The 22,529-nt window shown below is 50.1% G+C and carries 18 protein-coding genes; 11 read left to right on the top strand and 7 right to left on the bottom strand.

Annotation, left to right across the window (positions count from 1 at the left end; genetic code table 11):
- Positions 1–129: 129 nt before the first annotated feature.
- Positions 130–1,047: a glycosyltransferase gene (locus ACO0LK_RS19245; protein ID WP_422977867.1), complete on the bottom strand. Its 918-nt coding sequence runs from the start codon at positions 1,045–1,047 to the stop codon at positions 130–132.
- A 279-nt stretch (positions 1,048–1,326) separates the two neighbouring features.
- Here ACO0LK_RS19245 and ACO0LK_RS19240 point away from each other — a divergent pair, with 279 nt between their 5' ends.
- The 5 genes from ACO0LK_RS19240 to ACO0LK_RS19220 are packed head-to-tail and all read left to right on the top strand — an operon-like array spanning position 1,327 to position 6,601.
- On the top strand, positions 1,327–2,217 hold the full coding sequence (locus ACO0LK_RS19240) for a polysaccharide biosynthesis/export family protein (protein WP_422977865.1): 891 nt from the start codon (positions 1,327–1,329) through the stop codon (positions 2,215–2,217).
- An 8-nt stretch (positions 2,218–2,225) separates the two neighbouring features.
- The gene (locus ACO0LK_RS19235; protein ID WP_422977863.1) at positions 2,226–3,662 is read left to right on the top strand and encodes a Wzz/FepE/Etk N-terminal domain-containing protein; all 1,437 of its coding nucleotides are present in this window, start codon (positions 2,226–2,228) and stop codon (positions 3,660–3,662) included.
- The gene (locus tag ACO0LK_RS19230; RefSeq protein ID WP_422977862.1) at positions 3,655–4,593 is read left to right on the top strand and encodes a polysaccharide biosynthesis tyrosine autokinase; all 939 of its coding nucleotides are present in this window, start codon (positions 3,655–3,657) and stop codon (positions 4,591–4,593) included. Before ACO0LK_RS19235 ends, ACO0LK_RS19230 begins: the two co-directional genes overlap by 8 nt.
- A 5-nt stretch (positions 4,594–4,598) precedes the next feature.
- Positions 4,599–5,555 (top strand): glycosyltransferase family 2 protein, encoded by a 957-nt coding sequence (locus ACO0LK_RS19225; protein ID WP_422977861.1) that lies wholly within the window; start codon positions 4,599–4,601, stop codon positions 5,553–5,555.
- On the top strand, positions 5,552–6,601 hold the full coding sequence (locus tag ACO0LK_RS19220) for an acyltransferase family protein (protein ID WP_422977859.1): 1,050 nt from the start codon (positions 5,552–5,554) through the stop codon (positions 6,599–6,601). Before ACO0LK_RS19225 ends, ACO0LK_RS19220 begins: the two co-directional genes overlap by 4 nt.
- Here the strand turns inward: ACO0LK_RS19220 and ACO0LK_RS19215 are convergent.
- Positions 6,593–7,903 (bottom strand): O-antigen ligase family protein, encoded by a 1,311-nt coding sequence (locus ACO0LK_RS19215; protein ID WP_422977857.1) that lies wholly within the window; start codon positions 7,901–7,903, stop codon positions 6,593–6,595. The genes ACO0LK_RS19220 and ACO0LK_RS19215 overlap by 9 nt on opposite strands.
- A 172-nt stretch (positions 7,904–8,075) precedes the next feature.
- Between ACO0LK_RS19215 and ACO0LK_RS19210 the strand changes: the two genes are divergently transcribed.
- On the top strand, positions 8,076–10,508 hold the full coding sequence (locus ACO0LK_RS19210; protein ID WP_422977855.1) for a hypothetical protein: 2,433 nt from the start codon (positions 8,076–8,078) through the stop codon (positions 10,506–10,508).
- 338 nt (positions 10,509–10,846) lie between these two features.
- Positions 10,847–12,145: an isocitrate lyase gene (aceA, locus tag ACO0LK_RS19205; protein ID WP_186949398.1), complete on the top strand. Its 1,299-nt coding sequence runs from the start codon at positions 10,847–10,849 to the stop codon at positions 12,143–12,145.
- 174 nt (positions 12,146–12,319) lie between these two features.
- Here the strand turns inward: aceA and ACO0LK_RS19200 are convergent, their stop codons facing one another.
- Both ACO0LK_RS19200 and ACO0LK_RS19195 read right to left on the bottom strand, forming a co-directional pair.
- A complete protein-coding gene (locus tag ACO0LK_RS19200; protein WP_422977853.1) occupies positions 12,320–13,111 on the bottom strand; it encodes a WecB/TagA/CpsF family glycosyltransferase in 792 nt (263 codons plus the stop codon).
- A 12-nt stretch (positions 13,112–13,123) separates the two neighbouring features.
- Entirely contained in the window at positions 13,124–14,161 is a 1,038-nt protein-coding gene (locus ACO0LK_RS19195; RefSeq protein ID WP_422977851.1) for an acyltransferase family protein, read from the bottom strand.
- Positions 14,162–14,491: 330 nt separating this feature from the next.
- Here ACO0LK_RS19195 and ACO0LK_RS19190 point away from each other — a divergent pair, with 330 nt between their 5' ends.
- The 4 genes from ACO0LK_RS19190 (at position 14,492) to ACO0LK_RS19175 (ending at position 19,388) form a co-directional block, all read left to right on the top strand.
- Positions 14,492–14,902, top strand: coding sequence for a hypothetical protein (locus ACO0LK_RS19190; protein ID WP_422977849.1), 411 nt, complete (start codon positions 14,492–14,494; stop codon positions 14,900–14,902).
- A gap of 115 nt (positions 14,903–15,017) precedes the next feature.
- Positions 15,018–15,722, top strand: coding sequence for an ABC transporter ATP-binding protein (locus tag ACO0LK_RS19185; protein ID WP_422977847.1), 705 nt, complete (start codon positions 15,018–15,020; stop codon positions 15,720–15,722).
- Positions 15,712–18,267, top strand: a complete 2,556-nt coding sequence (locus ACO0LK_RS19180) for an ABC transporter permease (RefSeq protein ID WP_422977845.1) — start codon at positions 15,712–15,714, stop codon at positions 18,265–18,267. Before ACO0LK_RS19185 ends, ACO0LK_RS19180 begins: the two co-directional genes overlap by 11 nt.
- Positions 18,267–19,388 (top strand): lipocalin-like domain-containing protein, encoded by a 1,122-nt coding sequence (locus ACO0LK_RS19175; RefSeq protein ID WP_422977843.1) that lies wholly within the window; start codon positions 18,267–18,269, stop codon positions 19,386–19,388. The genes ACO0LK_RS19180 and ACO0LK_RS19175 overlap by 1 nt, the downstream gene beginning before the upstream one ends.
- Positions 19,389–19,508: 120 nt before the next feature.
- Here the strand turns inward: ACO0LK_RS19175 and ACO0LK_RS19170 are convergent, their stop codons facing one another.
- The 3 genes from ACO0LK_RS19170 to ACO0LK_RS19160 form a co-directional block, all read right to left on the bottom strand.
- Positions 19,509–20,045: a response regulator transcription factor gene (locus ACO0LK_RS19170; RefSeq protein WP_422977841.1), complete on the bottom strand. Its 537-nt coding sequence runs from the start codon at positions 20,043–20,045 to the stop codon at positions 19,509–19,511.
- A 191-nt stretch (positions 20,046–20,236) separates the two neighbouring features.
- Entirely contained in the window at positions 20,237–21,550 is a 1,314-nt protein-coding gene (locus ACO0LK_RS19165) for an ATP-binding protein (RefSeq protein ID WP_422978041.1), read from the bottom strand.
- 121 nt (positions 21,551–21,671) lie between these two features.
- On the bottom strand, positions 21,672–22,520 hold the full coding sequence (locus tag ACO0LK_RS19160) for an SURF1 family protein (RefSeq protein ID WP_422977839.1): 849 nt from the start codon (positions 22,518–22,520) through the stop codon (positions 21,672–21,674).
- Positions 22,521–22,529 lie beyond the last annotated feature (9 nt).

Below are 22,529 nucleotides of genomic sequence, written 5' to 3'. Positions count from 1 at the left end.
ATCGGTAGTATTTAATCGAGCCATAATTTAGCCATTTATCCGATGCTTTGAAGCCGACGCAGATGAAGTCACAATATCAGGGGCCGGTTAAAATTGCGGATAGTACGGATGGTACAGATAAATATCGGATCAACTCTTACGCCTGACAAACAGATTCTTGATCTGCCCAAGCTGCCACCTGTGCAGATGCTGTCGGAATTCCATGTTGTCGTAGCGCGGTGCGCCCTTGATGGCAGCGCCTATGTAACCGGCGATGATCAGCAGGCCGCCGATCACAAAGGGTTTTTCACGCATGCGAAATATGCCGGATGCCAATGCATACAGGGGGTGGTAACCCATGAACCAGATACCGCGCCCCCAGCGCAGGCGACCACGATACACATTCTTGTCTGATGAACCCATCAGGCGGTGATGCATGAGTATGGCATCGCTGTCGAAAAAGCTCAGGGTTGTCCAGCCCTTCATGCGTGCCGTGTGGACATCAATGCCATCCCACAGCACTTCTTCGACAAAACCACCGATTTCTTCAAAAGCGACCCGGCGGTAGAGTTTGAATTGCCCGGCCACATGCTCGTCTATGATGTGCTCTTCGATTTTTTGCCCGTTTTCTTCGCGGAAGACTTTGCCGGATACAGCCGCCAGTTTGGGGTCTTGTGCAAATTGCCGGAACATCAGTTCCAGGTAGCGTGGGCCAAATGACATGTCGCCATCCAGTTTGGCGATATATTCATAGTCCTGATGCTGGATTTGCGTGATACCAAATTTAAAGGCGGCTACGACACCACCGCCCACCTTGCGAAAACCCCGGTCAGGACGTTGCACCAGGCGGATAAAGCTGTATTTTTCTGCATATTCACGCACGATGTCTGCGGTGCCGTCCTGCGAGCCATCGTCTACAATGATCCACTCCACCGGCTTGACGGTCTGCGCTACCATGGAATCCAGCGTCAGTCTGATCAGGTCTGCCTCATCACGAACGGGCGCAATGATGACCAGAGGGACCACCCTGTCGGCATTGCTTGATGATGGAGGACTTGGTGTGTGCATAGATATCTTTCGGGCTATTGTCGAATGTTAACTTAGCTTTGAGTTGCTCACAATTCAATAAAGGTTAATTTTTGTTATTAAATGACAATATCAATATAGCCGATATGCCAGTCCTGGTTTGAGTTTTGTTGTCCTGACAAAAATTTGCATCTATTCTTACTATTGCAATATAAAATGAAGTTCTTTATGTAAAAGCTTGAATGCATGATGCCAATCTGGTCCATTTTTTCTGATTTTCGGCAAATAACAGTCTGTCGAGTTGCCACAGCCGTAGCTGTATTGGCAGTTGCCATTGCGGCACCGGCAATGGCGCAGGAAAATGTTCCTGAATCAGCAACAGGTTTGAAGCTGGAAAATCGTTTATTGCAAGTGCCGCAGGCAGACCCAAAACCTTCAGTGGTTATTTCTGCCGCAGACTTGCCACCAGAAGCCGCCAGTGACGTCATCGGCGAGGGCGACCAGTTATTGATCACCGTATTTGGTCAGCCCGACCTGACTGCCGATGTGACGGTGGGCGAAAGTGGTGTGATTACCTTGCCCCTGGTGGGAACGGTAGAGGTGAAAGGACGTACAGCAACGGAAATTGCTGCCGTGTTTTCGAAAAAGCTGGAACAGGGACAGTACATCAAAAATCCCAAGGTTTCCATCAAAGTGATACAGCAGCTCAGCAGAACTTTTTCTGTGTTGGGCGAAGTCTTGCGTCCCGGTCGTTACCCTTTGCAGGGACAAATCAGCATACTTGAGGCATTGAGCCTGGCTGGTGGCGTCTCGCAAAAAGCCGAAAAAAACCTGCGTATATTGCGTCGTGAACCTGGCAAGCCAGCGTCGGAATTGCGTGAATACTCATCCATCAAGCTGGAACTGGATGCAGTGAGGCTTGCGCCTGAGCTGGCACAAAAAATCCAGCCGAATGATGTGCTCTTCGTGCCGCAGATCAAAAACTTTTACGTGTATGGCGAAGTGCGCAAGCCCGGTATGTACCCGATGGAAGAAGACTTGAACGTCATGCGTGTACTGTCTATCGGTGGCGGTGTGACCGACAGGGGCTCAGTGCGCCGCATCATCATTTATCGAAAAATGCCCGGTGGTGAAGTGCGCGAGGTGGCGGCCAGCATTATGGATGGCGTGTTGCCAGGCGATGTCGTGTTTATCAACGAACGGATATTCTGAAGCGTAAAATGAGAACATCCCCCAGTGAGTTGGTATTGTCCTTTGCCCAGATCGGGGCAATGCTGCGTGCGCGTCAGTTATTGATTGCGTTTGTGATGGTGGTGGCAGTAGCTGGTGCGGTTGTTGCCAGCCTGTTGCTACCCAAGACCTATGTGGCGAGCGCAGAAATCTTCATCGATTACCGTATGAATGACCCGATCAGTGGTCGCCAGTTTCATCCCATGCAGGACGAAAGTTATTTGCAGACCCAGTTCGATGTCATCAAAAGCGTGCAGGTTGCTGAAAGAGTGATACAGGTACTGGGTTTGCAGGCAACGCCCGAAGGCAAGAAATTTATCCTGCGCTATGGTGAACAGCGCGGCCTGCGGGCATTGGCGGAATCCATCGTCAGGAATACCGATGTTGCCCCGCATAAGAATAGCCGTGTGATCGAAATCCAGTATTCATCCAGCGACCCCAGACATGCCAAAGACGTTGCCAATGCAGTGGTCAAGGCCTACATCGATTTGTCGCTGGAAATGATGAACGCACCCGCCAGGGCCAGGCGTGATCAGTACAATGCGCAACTGGAATCCATGAGCCGGCAGATTGATGAGTTGCAAACGAAACTTACAGCGTATCAGCAGCAATATCAGATCGTGGATGTCGACGAAAGAGCCGACCTTGAATCGAAACAGATGAATGCCCTCAGCGTGCGTCTGGTTGACGTGCAGTTGCAGCGGGTCGAGGCGCAGGCCAAGCGACAATCACTGGAAAAACTGGTGAAGCAGGGTAATCCTGAGTCAGATATCCCTGAAATTGCCGGTATAGGACATATTTCCGGCCTCAAGGCGGCGCTGATTTCTCTGGATACGCAAATGGCAAATGCCAAGATCACGCTGGGTGTGCGTCATCCGAAATATATCGCCATCCAGGATGAGCGTCAGGCGCTGATGGATAAGCTGCAAAGAGAATCTGCAACCGCATTCGAGATGCTCGGTGCCGCAGAAGGGCGTCTGTTGCAGCAAGAAAAAGTCATCGAAGCAGATATCGCCAACTACCAGAAAAAGACCTTTGAGAATAAAAAACACAGGGATGTCATCAGTTCATATCAACGACAGCTTGATAGCGTACAAAAAATTTACAATGCCGCGATACAAAAATTTGACGAATTGCTGATGACCAGTAATGTATCTATTTCCAATGCATCGGTGATGCAATGGGCCGAGCTTCCGGAAAAACACTCCAAACCTTTACTGCGCAACAATCTGGTGTTTGGTTTGCTGGCGGGCGTGGTATTCGGCTTTGGTCTGGCATTTTTGCTGGAATTGATGAACCGACGGGTGCGCTGCCTGGAAGATCTGGAACGTGAATTTGATGAGCCTGTGATGGCAAAAATAGGATTTGACGAGAAATTGAGTGGTAGCGATGCCCCACAACAGCTTGAGCGAGGTATGCATGCGTGAAGCTGAAACTCAAGTGCAGAATGTCTCCAAGATAGGGCGACTGGGCGAACTGTTTTTGCAAAAAGGCTTACTCACACCTGAGCAAATCGATCAGGTTGCCCAACTACAAAAAGAAAAAAAACTGCGCTTTGGCGATTCCGCCTTGGCGCTGGGTTACCTGACCCAGGCGCAACTGGATCAGGCCCTGGGCGAACAATTTGGTTATTCGACCAAAAGCCTGATCAATGGCAGTGCCGACCCTTCGCTGAAATTCTTTTATTTCCCCTTTAGCAAAGAAGCGGAAGAAATCCGGCGCCTGCGCAGTGAACTACTGTTGAAATTCAGTGCTCAGGAAAAAATTAAACTCGCCATGGTCAGCGCCGCCAGCGGTGATGGTAAAAGCTATATGGCTGCCAGCCTGGCCATCGCCTTGTCGCAGGTGGGTAAACGCACCTTATTGATCGACGCAGATTTACGCGGTGGCAGCCTGCATGAGTATTTTTCACTCGGCAAGCCAGATGGTCTTTCGTCTGTGCTGGCGGGGCGCATCAGCCTGCCCGATGCTTTGATTCAACTCATGCCCAACCTGCATTTGCTGCCTGCCGGGCCGCAACCACCGAATCCGCTGGAAATTTTACGTGCACCACGCATCCGTGAATTGCTGGAATCTTGCAGTGATCAGTTTGATGCCTTTGTGATTGATACTCATGCGGCGTCGAAAGCGTCTGATGCACAGATGGTCGCGCATCAGACGGGCAGTGTGTTGCTGCTGGCTCGCACAGATCATACCTATATTGACGAACTGCGCCAGACCAAGGCTGATATGCTGGCTGCTGGCGTTGAGGTATTGGGCACGATCTACAATCAGCACGAGGATGACGGCGCATCTGGTTTGGCTCCGTTTTCATGGATGTATCGTCTGTTGTCCCGCATGTTCCGGCGTAAACATTAAGTCTCATGACTGATCTGAGTATTTGCATCTGCACCTACAAGCGGCCAGTCCTGCTGCGTCGTTTATTGCAGGCCGTCTGGGATCAGGCGACAGAGCACAGTGTCGAAGTTATCGTCGTCGACAATGACCCCGCGCAATCTGCCTCTGCCGTGTTGGCAGAAATGGGCCAACTGTTTGCTGGCAGCCTGACCACAGTCAATCTCGCCAATCCCAATATTTCTCTGGCACGCAATGCGGCCATTGCCGCTGCAAAGGGGGACTGGATTGTCATGATCGATGATGATGAAGTACCGGTATCCACCTGGTTGCAGCAATTACTGGCCGCACAGCTCGCACACAATGCCGATGTGGTGTTTGCACCGGTATTGCCAGACTATGCCGAAACCACGCCAGACTGGATACGCCGGGGTGGCTATTTTGACCGCCGGCGCTTGCCTACCGGCACCCGCATTGACCATCGTGATGCGCGTAGCGGCAATGTGCTGATAAGGCATGTCTTGCTGCAACGATTGACAGCAAGCCAGCAGGGAGGTGTCGGCCCGTTTGATCCTGCTTTTGGTACCACCGGTGGTGAAGATACCATGCTGTTCCGGCGGCTCGATGCAATGGGGGCAGTCATGGTGTGGTGTGATGAAGCACCGGCCAGTGAATATATTCCGCCAGACCGGGCAACGGCGAAGTGGTTGCTACAGCGCTCTTATCGTACCGGGCAATTATTTATCCGTACCGAACTGGCGATGCTGTCTGGCATGCAAAGACTGCGTTCGGCCATCATATTGAGTGGCCGCGCCTGCGTGCAGTTTGTACTTGCACTGTTATTCGCCTTGCTATGCCTGCCTGTCAAACCCCTCAAGACATTTGCCTGGTTGCGAATTGCAGCGTCCCAACTGGGTAAGCTCAGTTATTTCTGGGGCAAGGCGTCGCATGCCTATGGCAGTCAGGCTGGGGCAGGCAAGTCATGAGTAGCCATTCCCAGCATCGCCTACAGGCGCTCGATGGTTTGCGCGCTGTTTCCATTGCCATGGTGTTTTTTTCGCATGCAGGCTTTGGGCATGTTGTGCCTGGTGGTCTGGGTGTTACCATTTTCTTTTTTATCAGCGGCTTTATCATCACCAAACTCATGTTGTCTGAATGGGATGCAAAGGGTGGCATCAATGTACGTCACTTTTATGTGCGCAGACTGTTCCGCCTGACACCGGCCCTGTTGCTGTTTGTGGGTATTTCGGTGACGTTGATGTCACTGGTTGGTGATGTCTGGACATGGACTGAACCGGCAGCGGTATTTCTGTATTTTGCCAATTATTACGGTATTTATTCCACCTTCAGTGGTGAGTTGATCAAGCAACCCCTTGCCATTACCTGGTCGCTGGCGGTGGAAGAGCATTTCTATTTTGTGTTTCCTTTTCTTTTTATGATCTTTGCTGGTGCGCCCAGGCGTTTTCTGGGTGTCATTGTTACCATCTTGCTGGTGATGCTGACTTGGCGCAGCTACCTGGTGTATGGCATAGGTCTCGATCATCTACCGCATTACCGCATCTATACGGCGACAGATACACGTGCTGATTCGATTCTGTATGGCGTCTGCCTGTCATTGGTGATGGTTCGTTACCCCCAGCTGTTTGCTCGCCTGAATACCTGGCGTGGCTTTGCAGCAGGAGCCGTTATCATGTTGATCAGCCTTGCCATCCGTGACGAAAATTTCCGGGAATCATTGCGCTATTCGTTACAGGGCATGGCCTTGTTTCTAATGTTTGCGACATTGATGTTTTCACGCAATTATTTCAACAGTTTCCTGCAATGGCCACCGGTAGTGTATGTGGGAAGGATCAGCTATTCCCTGTATCTGTATCACTGGCTAGTGATAGGTGTCGTCGCCTGGTATATGCCTGGGGCTTCTGCCCTGATCCGCTTGCTGGCGGTGACTGTGTTTTCGTGGTTGCTATCGCACCTGTCTTATCGTTATATCGAACAGCGCTTCCAGGCAATGGGGCGCAAACTGTTAAGCTGATTGCGCTTTGGCCTGCTTTAACCTTCTGGTGGCAGAACTGACGGCAATCAGGCTGAAGATAAAAAACACATTCTGGAATACAAAACCACGGAACAGGCTGCTTTCCGTAAAATTGGTAATCACCACCACCGTCAGCATGGCGGACCAGAATGCGGCCTGCTGGCGATCAAGGCGGGCCAGTGTGACCAGAAAACCAGCCTGTGTCAGCAGCGTCAGTATCACCAGTATCAAACCGATCAGGCCTTGTTCATTCAGAATATCCAGATAGCCATTGTGTGACTGCAAGGGTATCCAGTGCAGTGCATCAATCACAAATTGCGACAGGCTGTCTGGCCCGAGCCAGAATGCGCCGTAGCCCAGTCCAATCAGGTAATGTTTATTGATTTCCAGCCAGACCAGTTGCCAGACATCGGTGCGACCAGTCAGGTCCGTACCTTTACCAAACAGGCTGGCAACGGGTGACGCAGCTTCTTGCCAGGTTGGCATGCGTGACTCTTGCATGAAGAAAATGTAGACAGCGATGGTCAGTAGACAAGTGATGACCAAGGTAGCGCGCGTCAATGAATAGGACGATGAAATATGACGTTTGCGCAACAGATGGAACATGCCTGTCGTCAGCAGGGTAATAATCATGCTGGTGGAGCTTTTGCTCATGACCAGTATGAAAAAAGAAAATAACAGGCCCAATGCCAGATTGCGTACCCCGACTTTTTCTATACATGACTTGATTTGCCACAGCAAGATACTAAGCGCAGCAACCTGGCCCAGCTCATTCTTTTGCGACAGGGCACCGCGCCATGCGCCGCCCAGTTCGTAATCAATGCCTATGCTGGGAACAGCAATTGCCATGAAAAACGACAGTATCAGCAGGCCCGACAAGGTGTAGAGCACGTAATTGACCATCAGTTGCAACGGGCGGGCGGCCAGTTGCACGCTGAAACCTATCATTACCAGTCCATATAGCTGTATGGCACGCTTGAAGGTGGTCGCTGATAGTGGTGACCACAAGCTGGAAGCCAGGCACCAGATCAGAACCAGCGCCAGGAAGGGATTCATGGCCCGGATGTCTTTCAAGGCTTCTGGCAAGTGACGGTAAAGTATGAATGTTGCCAGAATGAACAAGCTGCCCCATTGCAATTTGGTGGTGAGCGAGCCTTCCATGGTGACCGCAGATGAGCCGGTATAGTCCCATGACAGACCATAGGGCAGCAGAGAAAAAATGACGAACAGAACGATCATCAGTTTGACGATATTTGTTTCCAACTGGTTCAGGCTGGAGGGCAGTACAGGCAAATTTTGCATTTCTCAATACTGATGTCGTGTGTTTGTGCGATATTCTTGGAACTTATTTAAGGCTCATGCAAAATCGCCCCAGCTGTGTTGTGGCTGTAAAGTAAGGTCTTCATTGCCCTTGCCGGAATAATTTCCGTAAGTCCTAATTCTAATGGTTACCATGTCAGTTGCGACCCAAACTATGAAGTATTTTCAATTTTCTCCCCGCTCTCCTGCCCATTCACGTGTTCATGCCATGCTGCTGCGTTTGCTGGTCTCTTTGCTGGCATGGTGTGCCGTTGCGGTTTCTGCCAGGGCGGGGGAATCGGCCTGGTATCCTTTTGAAGTGAATGAAGACGCTTTGTCTGGTGTCGTCGATTTTGGGGGCATGAACCACGCACTCGAAGCAGGAGACCGTCTGTACGTCAAGGGTAATCATTTTTTCCGTCTTGGTCACGACGTTAAACCAGGTACCCGTGATGATAGCCGCGTGCGCCTGTTTGGTGTTAGTCTGGCCAATGCTGCCAATTTCCCCGAAGAAAAGGATGCCGTCAAAATAGCCCAGCGCCTGCGTCGGCTGGGATTCAATGCCGTGCGTCTGCATCATCTTGATACCGTACTCAGCGACAGCCAGGAACAGCCACGTGGCATTTTGACGACAGCAGCCTTCCCCAGTTTCAATGAGGCAGCTTTGCTGCGCCTGCGTGTCTTCATCAACGCCCTCAAGGCGGAAGGCCTGTATGTGAATCTGAACTTGCATGTGGGTTACCAGTTCCGGCCTGCGGTGGATCAGGTGACACCCATGACACCAGGCGAACAGATGCCTTTTGCCAGCCATCCTCTGCATTTGTTTGAACCTCGCATGATCAGCCTGCAGGCAGAATATGTGCAGCAATTGCTGCGACGGCTGGAATTGAAGGACGACCCAGCCCTGGCAATGATAGAAATCAATAATGAATCTTCACTGCTGGGCGCATGGCAGCGCACTCAACTCGATAGCCTGACCGGTGAATATGAACGCCAGTTGCAGCAGAACTGGCAAAAATGGGTATTGCGCCAATATGGTGGTGCCGAACAGGCATGCGCAATCTGGGATAGCTGTTCTTTACCCAGAAAAGGCATTATCAACGTCAAATCATCCGAGGCCAATGTACTGGAATACGGCGAAGGCTGGTTTGCCCGCATGCAGCGCCTGGCCAGCAGGGTAATGACCAGGCTGGGTTACGCTACACCGTCAGCACTGCAACAGCAATACCGGCCGCATAAAGAAGGCAATGGCCGTCGGGTACTGGATTATGTCCGTTATCTGTCAGACATGGATATGCAATACCTGACGGTGATGCGCAAGACCATACGGCAGGAACTGGGGGATCTGGTGCCGCTGACGGGCACGCAAATGTATTTTGGTGGCATCGCCATGGCAGATGCGCAGCAACAGATGGATTACGTGGATGAGCATTTCTATGTTGATCACTATGACTTTCCTAATAAGCCATGGGACAGGAACGACTGGCGCATCCGTGATGAATCGGTATTGCGTGATGGCTGGCAGGCACTATTGCAGCGCGCCTATGTACGTGACCTGCGCAAGCCTTTTGTCATCAGCGAATTTAACCAGGCCTACCCGAACCGGCAATCGGCAGAAATTTTGCCAGTGATGAGTGCCTTTGCTGCCGCGCAAGACTGGGATGGGCTGTTCCTCTTTCACTATATTGACGGCGATCATTGGTCGTCGGTACCTGACAGTTTCGGCCTGAGCGGCCATTCCGGGCAACTGGTTACAACAGGAATAGCGTCAGCATTATTCCGCCAGTATCAGATACGCCCGCTGCCGGAAAAGGTTGCCATTAATCTGCCGGTAGAGACACGACAATTATTGGGCGCCATGCGTGATGGTGTTAGTGGTACCGGATTCCCCGGTTATTTGCAGTCGCAATACGGGCTGGAATACAAGCATGCTTTTTTTTCGCGCCTGGGCATGCTGCATGATATGCAGGCAAAATCGACGGTGACACCCAAGCCCGGTGCACATTATGCAAAACCCGGCATGGAAGAAGACACACTCTGGACAGCGCCGGGCGGGCAGTTGCGTTATAACCAGTCCGGCCCCTGGCTATTTGCTGATACAGCTTATACACGCATGTTTGCCGGCACACGGTCGGGTTTATCGGTGAACCTGGATGTTGATAAGACCTTGCCCATGTTTTCTGAAAAAGGTCGGCAGTATGGCGTCATGCTATTGACCAGCCGTGACGCACAGCCGTTGAAAAATTCTCGCCGCCTGCTACTGGTGTTGTCTGGTGCCACAGCTGCAAGCCAGCCTGGTGTTATACCGCAGCGCCCCAAACAACTGGTCAATTACGATAGCCAAAAAGCCTGGTGGACGCTGGAGCCAGATGCCACGACCTCAAATAAACCTTCCGGCGCACTGGATGGCAATGCCCCAGTCTGGCTGGAGCGTATTCCCGTCAAGCTGTTCCATGCCACCAGCAGCAAAAAAATCACAGTGTTTCCACTGGATGGAAGTGGTGTCCACATGAAAGCACTACCGCACACCGCAATACGGCAAAAAAACGGTGGATTCGAACTGGATTTCGATTATCCGTCGCCCTGGTATGAAATCGTACTGGAATGAAATCAGGTCAATGCATCTTAATTTGAGTCGAAAATTTGCAGTGGGAAAGTGCAATTTGAAACTTAATTTTCTTTATGTGTGGAGTTGAATTTCCGAATTTTATAATGTGAACTGCGCATTCCGTATTGTGAAATGAAACTATGTACTTGCACAAAATATTTTTCTCATTCTAAGGAATGTTATTTCACATCGCAAAAATCATATTTTAAGTATTTGATTTTAAACGATTAAAAATTTGTTATATGTCTTATATAAGACCTTGTTGCTACGCAAAAAATACCCTATTATTTCTCTCAACGGATTTACTTTTTTATTTGATTTGCCCACAGGAGAGAAACATGACAACTCGCGCACAACAAGTAGCAGAATTGCAAAAAGACTGGGATACCAATCCACGCTGGAACGGTATCAAGCGTAACTACACGGCAGAAGACGTGGTTCGTCTGCGTGGCTCCATCAGTGTTGAACATACCATCGCCAAAAACGGCGCGATCAAACTGTGGGATCTGGTTAATAACGAGCCTTTCATCAATGCCCTGGGCGCTTTGACTGGCAATCAGGCCATGCAACAGGTGAAAGCTGGCTTGAAAGCCATCTACCTGTCCGGCTGGCAAGTTGCAGGCGACGCCAACGTTGCTGGTGAAATGTATCCTGACCAATCCCTGTACCCAGCCAATTCCGTACCACTGGTTGTCAAGCGCATCAACAACACGCTGACACGTGCTGACCAGATTCAATGGTCCGAAGGTAAAGACGACATCGACTTCTTCGCCCCTATCGTGGCAGATGCTGAAGCCGGTTTTGGTGGCGTATTGAATGCCTTTGAATTGATGAAAGCCATGATCGAAGCGGGCGCATCTGGCGTTCACTTTGAAGATCAACTGGCTTCCGTCAAAAAATGCGGCCACATGGGCGGCAAGGTATTGGTACCAACCCGTGAAGCGATTGAAAAACTGAACGCCGCACGTTTGGCAGCCGACATCATGGGCACATCCACCGTGATACTGGCCCGTACCGATGCTGAAGCAGCTGATTTGCTGACTTCTGATGTGGACCCCAACGACCAACCTTTCTGCACAGGCGAACGTACGGTTGAAGGCTTCTACAAAACCAAACCAGGTCTGGAGCAAGCCATTTCCCGTGGTCTGGCGTATGCAGAATATGCTGATCTGATCTGGTGTGAAACCGGCAAACCTGACCTGGAATTCGCCAAGGCATTTGCTGATGCCATCCATGCCAAGTTCCCAGGCAAATTGCTGTCCTATAACTGCTCGCCATCTTTCAACTGGAAGAAAAACCTGGACGATGCCACCATCGCCAAATTCCAGAAAGAACTGGGCGCAATGGGCTACAAATTCCAGTTCATCACACTGGCTGGTTTCCATGCATTGAACTACGGCATGTTCAACCTGGCACACGGCTACGCCCGTCGTCAGATGTCTGCCTTCGTTGAATTGCAGGAAGCTGAATTCGCAGCGGCAGAAAAAGGCTTTACCGCCGTTAAACATCAGCGTGAAGTTGGTACTGGTTACTTTGATGCAGTCACACAAACCATCCAGCAAGGCAAGTCTTCCACGACAGCCTTGCATGGTTCGACAGAAGATGAACAATTCTTCGATGCAAAAAAAGTAGCATAAAAATAAGCCGTAAAACTAGCAGTAAAATCAGTAATAAAACGAGTACCAAGTAATTGGTACTAAGTAATTAGTACTAAGTAATCTCCCAAGAAAAAACCGCGCAGATTAATCTGTGCGGTTTTTTTATTCTCTTGTGCGACCTTGCAAGTATTGAAGTTGAGCTTCGTTTAAAACTCAGCGCATTTGCTTTTGTATTTTTCGCTCACGCAGCAACAAGCCGACAAAACGCCAGGCTTGTGTCGTGTAACGTTGCCATAGCCGACGCGGCTCACTGGCAAGGCGCCAAAACCATTCCATGCCTATCTTTTGCATCCACAGTGGAGCACGTTTTTTCTGCCCCAGTGCAAATTCCATGGCAGCACCCACACACAGTATCAGCGGCACATTGTCGGTCGTGAATTGCTCGCGATAGCGAAACGCCAGACGTTCTTGCTTGGGCATGCCCAGGCAAATGAAGAGGATATTTGGTTTTGCAGCCTGTATGCGCTGCAATGCAAGATCACTTTCCGCGCCATCAGCAGTAAATTGCATCGATGGGCAAAAAATATCAACCTTCAACCCAGGATAAGTTTTGGCAAATGATTCCAGTAACAGGCTTTCTTGCCCTGGCATGCCACCCAAAACAAAAATCGACATGTCTTTTTCTATACAGCCACGGCAAAGTGACACAAACAAATCAGCCCCAGTCACACGTTCTGGCAGGGGCAGGGTGCACATCTTGCTGGCCCAGATAATCGGCATGCCATCAGCAAAAATATAGTCAGACGTTGCGTATAGGGTCTTAAATGCTGGCTCATATTCCAGCTTGGTCATATGGTCCACATTCGGCGTCACCACCACACGGCTGGCATGGTCACGAAGACCGGCAACTTCCAGCAAATGCTGATTGGCTTCCGCAAATCGCATATTGCAAATGTTCAAACCAAATAATTTCGTGGTGATCAGTTTAGTTGTAGGTGAATTCATGTCAGCGTAATTTCAGCGTTCAAAGGGTACTTTTTTTCTCAAAAACCAGCTTTCATAATAGATAAAACTGATTCTTGCCAAAATGATTGCCAGCAGGCTAGTCAATATGAAAGTAGTGATACCAGTATCTACTACGCCTATTAGCTTGAAAACTTTGACGACAAGGTTTTTACATAGCATGTGTAGCATATACATGCCGTAACTGATGGAGCCGATATACGCAATTGGGCTTGCGCGTAGCAGCTTGCCAAATAGATGATCTTCCTTGACGACACAGGAACCAACCAAGGCAGAAAATAGTAGAGAGGATATGAAACTTGGCAAGGCATTTGAAGCTAGATTTGCCAGCAAGCAAACTGCAATAACCGAACCAGACCAGGGTTGACCAAGTATCTTTAATAGCGAATTGAAGAACGTTTCATCATTCAGAGCTATGGCTAACAAAGCGCCAATTACAATGGGTAACGGCACGGCGCTAAGAAATGCATTCTCCATGAGTTGCCCTGCGATACAAAGAAACAATACCGATATCAATGCCAAACTGGCATTCTTTATTGAGCCCGTCAATATAAGGAGAGGCGGCCAGATTAGATAAAATTGTTCTTCAGCAGCAAGTGACCAGGAAAAATAAAAAATCACACGCCCATCAAGTGGGACAAATAGGTTCGAGGTATAAGTGGCGAAGTAAATCAGATTACTAAAAAAAGCCTGACCATACTGTGAATGACGTTCAAGCATGGCTACGACAACGATATAGAGTGCCAAGGTGCCATAGTACAAAGGGAAAATCCGCAGTGCGCGGCGTAGGTAAAATGCTTTGATATCTATTTTGCCGTTCCGCTCGCGTTCCCGGAGTAATAGCGTAGTGATAAGGAAACCACTAATGGCAAAGAACAGTTGCACACCTTGCGCGCCAATGCTAGCCATAACATGATTAACGCTGGCAGGAGCAGTATGATGCCAGATGACCGCGAAGATGCTGATGGCACGCAATCCGTCCAGGGACCCAAATTTTTTTGTGGATAGGTACGCGCCATGCTCATTACTCATTCCCACCTCTCGAATATTGACAGCTAATGATAGTGACATTCATGGTTGGCAAGTGTAGTTTGGATGGTGTAGAGAAGTCGATTTGAAAGACGTGAGGGGGAGCTTATCGAATCTAAGCCACCATTATAGAGGATGTGCGTGACTGAGTTGTCAAAACGTTTTCAATCCCTAATCTGGATGGATCTTGTATTCTTACCAGTTAGTCAATTGGTAATTCAGGATTTCTCTCCATTGTTTAAATTGAAGAAGCTAAACTTCATTTGCCCAAATGGCATGAATACGAACCTGACCGGGATTTTGATGTGACCTAGCGGTATGCTCTGTAATTCGATGTCCGTAGCAGCTTCACGCTACTTTGAATTGCTTTGCCTCATATCTGCTCTGATCCAGGCTGAATATGCTTATGTGCGTGGATATGGCAATCAGTACAAGAGAAGAGTGCTGCGGTATTGGGGGATTGCTGGTGGTCTGCCTGGCCTATTCTGGGCAAATTACTTTGGGCCTGCAATTAGCTCAGTAATGGGTCCTAAGGTCATGACACAGGTGCCTCTGCTTCAAACAGTTCCATGTGCTGGCGGAGGCTTGGCCGTGCGGCTGGCAGAAACCGAAAGCGTGTTGACTGGTGATGAAATCGAGCGCCATATTCTTGCTATTGGCGATCAATATTTTGCCCCTGTTGAACAATCACAGGAAAAAGGTGGTGCCTTCTCGATTTTTTCATTGAGGTTTATTTCATTTTAAAAATGAATGCCGAAAGGCGGGATTTTGAACGGGATCAAAAAATTTTCCCGATTAATGTTATAACCATACCGTCTTGCAATGGAAGCGATTTACACATGAAAGAATGGTCTGATAAATGACTGTGACCCCAGCTTTAGAATGTCGCGCCCTGAAGAAAAGCTATGCGGATGGGAGTATTGTATTGTCTGGCCTGGATTTCGTGCTACAGGCGGGTGAGTATGTCGCGATCATGGGAGAGTCCGGCGTAGGTAAATCCACCTTGCTGAATATGATTGCAGGGCTGGATACGCCAGATTCTGGCACTGTGTTGATCGATGGTGTTGTCATGTCGCAGTTGACGGATGACGAAGCTACACGCTTGCGTCGTCAAAAACTGGGCTTCATTTTTCAGGCTTTTCATGTCTTACCTCATTTGACGTTGATGCAGAACGTCAGTTTGCCCTTATTGCTCAATGGCGAGTCACCGGCGCGGGCAACGCAGATGCTGAAGGCGGTTGGACTGGATGGGCGGGGTAGCAGTTTCCCTCGGCAATTGTCGGGTGGTGAGTTGCAGCGTGTTGCCATTGCCCGTGCTCTGGTGCATCAACCTACCCTGGTACTTGCCGATGAGCCAACAGGCAATCTGGACCCGACGACGGCACAAGGCATCTTGAAATTGTTACGGGATGAAATCAAGGCCAACGGCGCATCCGCCATCATGGTGACGCATTCAATGGCAGCTGCATCGACTGCAGACCGGATTTTGATATTGACCAGCGACGGGTTGCACCCTATTGTGCCCCGGGCAGACCAAGCTGCTACTTTGTTCCATGCTGAATAATCTGCACACCCAACTGACGAAATGGCTGGTCTTTGGTGAGTTGCGGGCCCATCCAGTGCGGGCTATCGCTGCGATTGCCGCCATCGCACTTGGTGTTGCATTGGGTTTTGCGATTGACCTGATCAATACTGCGGCATTGAACGAATTTTCTGCCGCAGCCAAGAGTTTGACTGGGCAATCTGATTTGCAGGTGCGCGGTACCCAAAGCTTGTTTGATGAATCGGTGTATCCGCTGCTCGCAGAACGTCAGGGTGTATCGCTGGCAAATCCAGTGCTGGAAATTGACGCAACAGTGCCGGGCCAGCGCAGTGCCTTGAAGCTGCTAGGGATTGATGTGTTCCATGCGATGGAATTGGCGCCGGATTTGCTGGGTGTACCGCAAAGCGAGCGTCCATTTGATACCTTGTCTGATGACGCCATCTTCTTGTCGCCAGCAGCGCAAGAATGGCTGGCGGTAAAGCCGGGCGATCAACTGCGCCTGCAAAGTGGCACTGAACTCATTTCGCTGCGGGTTGCTGGTGGCATTGTCAGGGCCCGTCCCGGGCAACGTATCGCCGTCATGGATATCGCTGCGGCCCAGTGGCGCTTTGGTCGGCTTGGCAAGTTATCGCGTATCGATTTGAAGTTGGATAGCGGCGTTTCGCGTGAGGCTTTTCGCAACAGTCTGTCTAAAGAATTTGCCAATCGCCTGTTGGTTACAGAAAGTGCAGATCAGGAAGCGCGCAGTGCCAATATGTCGCGTGCTTATCGTGTCAATTTAAATGTGCTGGCGCTGGTGGCTTTGTTCACTGGTGCATTCTTGATTTTTTCAACACAGGCCTTGTCGGTGCTGCGCAGACGTTCTCAGCTCGCTTTGCTGCGTGTCATCGGGATGACGCGTGGTTTGTTGTTGCGACAAATCTTGCTGGAGGGGGCGGTGCTCGGGGCGCTTGGATCATTGCTTGGCCTTGCCGCAGGATATGGTATGGCAGCATTGGCGCTGCGGTTTTTTGGTGGCGATCTTGGTGGTGGGTATTTCCCCGGAATCAGACCCGATGTGAAGCTTGATCTCATATCCGTCTGCATCTTTTTTGGACTTGGAACAGGTATTGCCTTGTTAGGGAGTTTGGCACCTGCATTGGAAGCGGTGCGTACACAACCCGGCCCAGCCTTAAAGTCGGGTAGTGAAGATGTCGCTATGACACGCTTTGCGTCACCCTGGCCAGCATTGATCTGTCTGGCCACAGGGGCTGTGTTGACGCAATTGCCGCCGCTGTTTGAATTACCTGTCTTTGGTTATCTGGCAATAGCCTTGTTGCTGGTCGGTGGTATTGGGCTGATGCCGCGCTGTTCTGCGCTGGTATTCGGCTTTCTTTTGAATTTTTTGCAAAGTCGTGCTGCTTTACTGCGAAAGAATCAGGTCATGTTACTGGTGCTGGCGCGTTTAAGCAACACGCCGAATCAAGCTTCGGTTGCGCTGGGTGGTGTCTTGTCCAGTTTCAGCCTGATGGTGGCAATGGCGATTATGGTGTCCAGCTTCCGGATATCGGTAGATGATTGGCTGGCGCAGATTTTGTCTGCCAATTTATACGTACGCACGGCCTCCAATGGTGACACTGCCGCGTTTAGTCCGGCACAACAAAAGATGTTCAGTACGCTGGCGGGTGTAAGGCGTACGGAGTTTTTACGTACCATACCCTTAAGCCTTGAAGTAACGCGGCCACCAGTCATCATGATTGCCCGCACGATTGATGCCGCAGACCCCGGGCGTACCTTGCCATTGACCGAAGATGTGATTGATGCCAACAAAATCGCGGCAGAGACCATGCCGCTCTGGGTGTCAGAAGCGATGTTGGATTTATATGACTATCGTGTAGGTCAGCGCGTTAATTTACCTGTCGGTGATCGTATGCATTCATTTACGGTAGCCGGGGTGTGGCGTGATTATGCGCGGCAATCGGGTTCCGTACAAATTCGTTTGTCCGATTACCAGCGTCTGACGGGGGATTTGACGGTAACTGACGCCGCCTTATTTTTTCAGCCGGGTATCAGCAGTTTGTCTGTCATTCAACAGGTGAGGGCGCTGCCATTTGGCAATATGGTCGAGTTTGCCGATCCCGGAGAAATCCGGGCGATCAGTCTAAAAATTTTTGACCGCAGTTTTGCGGTGACATATTTATTGGAAATCGTTGCGATGCTGATAGGCCTGTTCGGCGTGGCCGCGACATTTTCTGCACAGACACTGGCGCGCGGCAAAGAATTTGGCATGTTGCGTCATGTAGGCGTGACACGCAAACAGATATTGCAAATACTGGGCATGGAAGGAAGTTTGTTGACCGGACTAGGGATTGCCGTTGGCTTTGTGCTTGGCTGCGTCATTAGTCTGGTACTGATTTTTATTGTCAATCCGCAGTCATTTCATTGGAGTATGCAAATGCATATTCCCTGGTTAATGCTGGCGTCAGTCGCTGTCTTGTTATTGTTATCTTCCGCCGCAACGGCGGTGTTATCTGGCATGCGCGCTGTCGCAGGTGATTCGGTGCGGGCTGTCAGGGAGGATTGGTAATGCGCCAGATCAAGGCTTGGTTTTTTTCAGTTATCTGCTGTTCATTGCTGGCGATATTCAGCACTGCCTGTCTTGCAGAACCGCCAGATTTCAGCTTGGTGCGGCCAGATGTGGCGTTGAAATTTCCAGCCGATTTTGGTGCGCATCCCGCATTTCGTAATGAATGGTGGTACGTCACAGGAATGGTAGAGACGCCGGATCATCAAACCATTGGTTTTCAGATTACCTTCTTCCGTTCTGCTACCGACCATGATCGTGGCAATCCGAGTGCATTTGCACCGACGCAACTGGTAATAGCGCATGCTGCGCTGTCCGATCCCAAGGTGGGACAGTTATTACATGATCAAAAAAGTGCACGATCCGGTTTTGGCTTGGCGTATGCCAAAGAAGGCAACACGGATGTGAAATTGCGTGACTGGCATTTGCTAAGAAATGCCGATGGCAGTTATCAGGCGCAAGTACAGGCACGTGATTTCGCGCTTAAGGTACAGCTTAAGCCGACGCAGCCCATGCTGTTGCAGGGGGCGTCAGGTTATTCCCGCAAAGGGCCAAAACAAGAGCAGGCCAGCTACTATTACAGCGAACCCCAACTGCAAGTCACGGGCAAGCTGTTGCGCTTGGATGCAACAGGCAAAACGGCCAAGACCGCATTGACTGAGGTAGAAATCAGCGGTAAGGCGTGGCTGGATCACGAATGGTCCACCAGCGTGTTGGATGCACAAGCCACTGGCTGGGATTGGCTGGGTGCCAATCTGGATAATGGCGATGTACTGATGGCGTTTCAGATCCGTAATCAACGCGGCGAGGCAATCTGGTCGCATGCAACGCTGCGCGATAAATCTGGCGAGATCACGCAGTTTCCGTCAGAGCAAATTCGCTTTCAAGCCGTCCGCACATGGAAATCACCTCGCACTAATGCAGCATATCCCGTTGCTACCGTGATTTCTACAGGCGATATGCAATGGCAAATCAATCCGGTTCAAGACGATCAGGAACTGGATTCGCGTCGCTCAACCGGTGCGGTGTATTGGGAAGGTGCTGTCACCATACAGAAAAATGGCAAGCGGGCAGGGCAGGGGTATTTGGAAATGACTGGCTACGTTAAGCCGATGAAGCTGTAATGGCTGGTGATTATTTGCATTCCAAATGAAGTCTGTGTTTGGGGAAGCTTATAGCTGCACGTGCAATGTGTAAGTTACCTGCTTGCGAATCGCCAGTGCATTTGCTCAAAGTGTGTGATCCTATTTAATTCTTTGTTTCTCCAGCTTGCGCGCCAGTGTACGTCTATGCATGCCTAGCCTGCGGGCTGTTTCTGAAATATTAAAGTCGGTTTCGGCCAGCACCTCATGTATTCTTTCCCACTCCAGATTTTTGATGGAGGTGGATCGATTCGTGATTTCGACATCGGCTGTGCCGGCGACATGTCCAAAGGCGGCTTCAATATCGTCTGTGTTGGAGGGCTTGGAAAGATATTGGCAAGCCCCCAGTTTGACTGCTTCCACCGCAGTCGCAATGCTGGCAAAGCCGGTGAGTACGACTATCAGCATGTCAGGATTGTGTTGATTTAAAAGTTGCACGCATGCCAGGCCGGATGAATGTCCATTCAGCTTCAGATCGACGACGGCGTAAGCAGGGGAATGATCTGATAACAGTTTTTCGGCATCTTCCCGGTTTGTTGCGTGCAAGACGGTATAGCCGCGCCGTTCAAACGAACGGCCCAGTGTGCGGGCAAAAGCAGTATCGTCCTCGATAATGAGTAGCAGACGATTCTCTGACATAGTGAACAAATCCTGAAGTTAAACGGAGTTTTTGTTGAGGTGCACGATGGGTGCTATTTCAATACCTGCGTATGGTTCCTGCATTTTTTGGCATCCATTCTTGCACCTTGCTAGCGATGCGTACAAGGTGGGCCGCAAAATGCGGCGAAACTGCACCTGCCGTCTCTAGTAATCTTAACGGAAAATCTCGTTTACAGTTTGATGGCTGAAAGTGGCAGGCTCAATTGTACGATGGCGCCGCCTTCTTCGCGGTTGGATGCTGTGACATGACCACCTAGTTTGCGTGCCACGTTGACGACAAAAAATAATCCCAGCCCACTACCGGGCCGGCCTTTGGTTGACTGATAAGGTTCGCCTAAGCGCGACAAAATGACGGGGTCGAAACCGTGGCCATTATCGACGACTGTGAACAGCAAGGCGTCATCTTCGCGCCTGACTTCCATGCGCAGCCATTCAGGAGAGGCTTCCAGGGCATTATCGAGCACATTGCAAACCATCTGCTTGAGAGCGGTATCAAAGACGACAGGGATATCTTCCTTGATCTGATTATCGAAACCAAACGAGATAATTGGCCGCGTCGATATAAATTCTTTGGTGAGGTCATTTAAGAAATTATTGATCGTGGTTTTGACGGCAGATTCACCACGCGCTTCTCCGGCAGATAGCAGGATGCCGCTGACGATGCTCTTGCAGCGTTGTAGCTGTGTTTCCATCTCGCTGATTTCTTCCAGCAGTCCGGCGTCGTTTTTGAACTGTGGCATCCGTCGCCAGTCACCCAGGATGACCGAAAGCGTAGCCAGTGGCGTGCCCAGTTCATGTGCTGCGCCAGATGCAAGCAGGCCCATGCGCACGATATGATCTTCTTCAACGGCCCGTTGGCGCAGATCGGCCAATTGAACATCTCGCGCATACAGATTGCGGCCTATGCGGGTAATAAAAAAAACCAGCAGGGCAGCATTGAGCACGAAGCAAATAATGAAGCCCGTTACGTACAAGTGGGATAGCCCGCCGGTTTCACTTGGTGGTAGACGTAAGGGCTCAGAAAATAATGATAGTCCGGCCAGGCAGGCACTGGTGATGACCACGATGATCCAGGTAGACCAGGCTTCCAGCAAGACTGCACTTAAAATCACTTGCAGGAGATACAGAAAAGCAAATGGGTTTGAGGTACCCCCACCGAAGTACAACTGTGCCGTCAGGCTGAATACATCGATCAGTAAGGCAAAAACAAGTTCACCATTGGTCACGTATACGCGCTCGTGCCAGCGTAAATGGCTGGCAATGTTAAAGCCTATCAGGCAGATCAGTACAACCAGCATTTTGACCAGGGGCAACTGTATGCCAAAGCCAAATATGACGATCAAAATGGTTGATAACTGACCAAACACAGCAATCCAGCGCAACTGAATAAGCTGCAACATGTTTTTGTGACCTGCCGAGTTTTCGTACGCTATCGCAATAGCGGACTGTTTTTCTGGTGCTTTGCTTGCAGTTTTGGCCACTATCCCTTGCCCGATACGATGAGAAAGTACTTTTTTGTCATGCTTGCCATGTCCCGTTATTGTGCTTTTAAGTGCATGCTAACAGATCATGGGCTAAATATTAAATTTACAATTTCAGCCTGGCTTATGCTGTGTTCCCTGTGCTGGTGCCGCTGATATTTCTTCTATCCCTGATGACATATACCCAGGCTGCTGCTGTCATGGCGGCAAGCAGGAACCAGACTACGGCATAGATTAAATGGCTGTTGTGGAAATGAATAACCGTTAAGCCTGCAATGGGTTCCTTGACTGCCCCATCATTTTGTTGCGAGTTGGATTCATCTTTTGCCGGTCTTGCGTCCGCATCGATAAAGAAGGGGGCAGGCCTGGTCACGCCAGTTGCAGCCGCAATGGCATTCACATCGCGCGAATACCAGCGATTGCCGACAGGATCATTCTTTCTCAAAAAACCGCCATCCGGTTCTGTTATGCGCAACAGGCCGGTGATATGAATGATGCTGGCATCAGCAGGATTCGGCTGATCTTTTTTTGGTGATATTCGATAAGATGCTGCCATTTTTTCCGGTATAAAACCACGATTGACCAGGATCGTAGCCTGGTCTGCTGTTGCTAGTGGTGTCATGACCCAAAAGCCACCACCCAATTCGGTGGAAGCTTGCACCAGTATGGTTTTCTCATGCAAAAAAACGCCGCTAATCTCCACATGACGGTATTCATCAGCGCTTGCATTGATGTGTGGCCATAGTGAAGATTCGGGAACTGGCAGAGGCGCTGCGTGTACACGTTGTTCAACACGTGCTATCAGATCGAGCTTCCATTGAAGCCGAAAAATCTGCCAGGTACCAAGTGAAATGAAGCCTGCAAAAACAGCAGCCATGCAGGCTGTGAAACCTAATCTGAATAGACTGGAGCGGCCGGAAAGATGCTTGGGCTGACCTGCATTTGACGTCAGATCAGCTTCCTTGCCTGTCATTCCTGGGCC

Origin of the sequence: Undibacterium sp. Ji49W (assembly GCF_049340205.1) — a bacterium.
Taxonomy (GTDB): Bacteria; Pseudomonadota; Gammaproteobacteria; order Burkholderiales; family Burkholderiaceae_D; genus Undibacterium.
The sequence above is the reverse complement of the archived record's forward strand: the minus strand, read 5'-3'. Positions and strand labels throughout refer to the sequence as shown.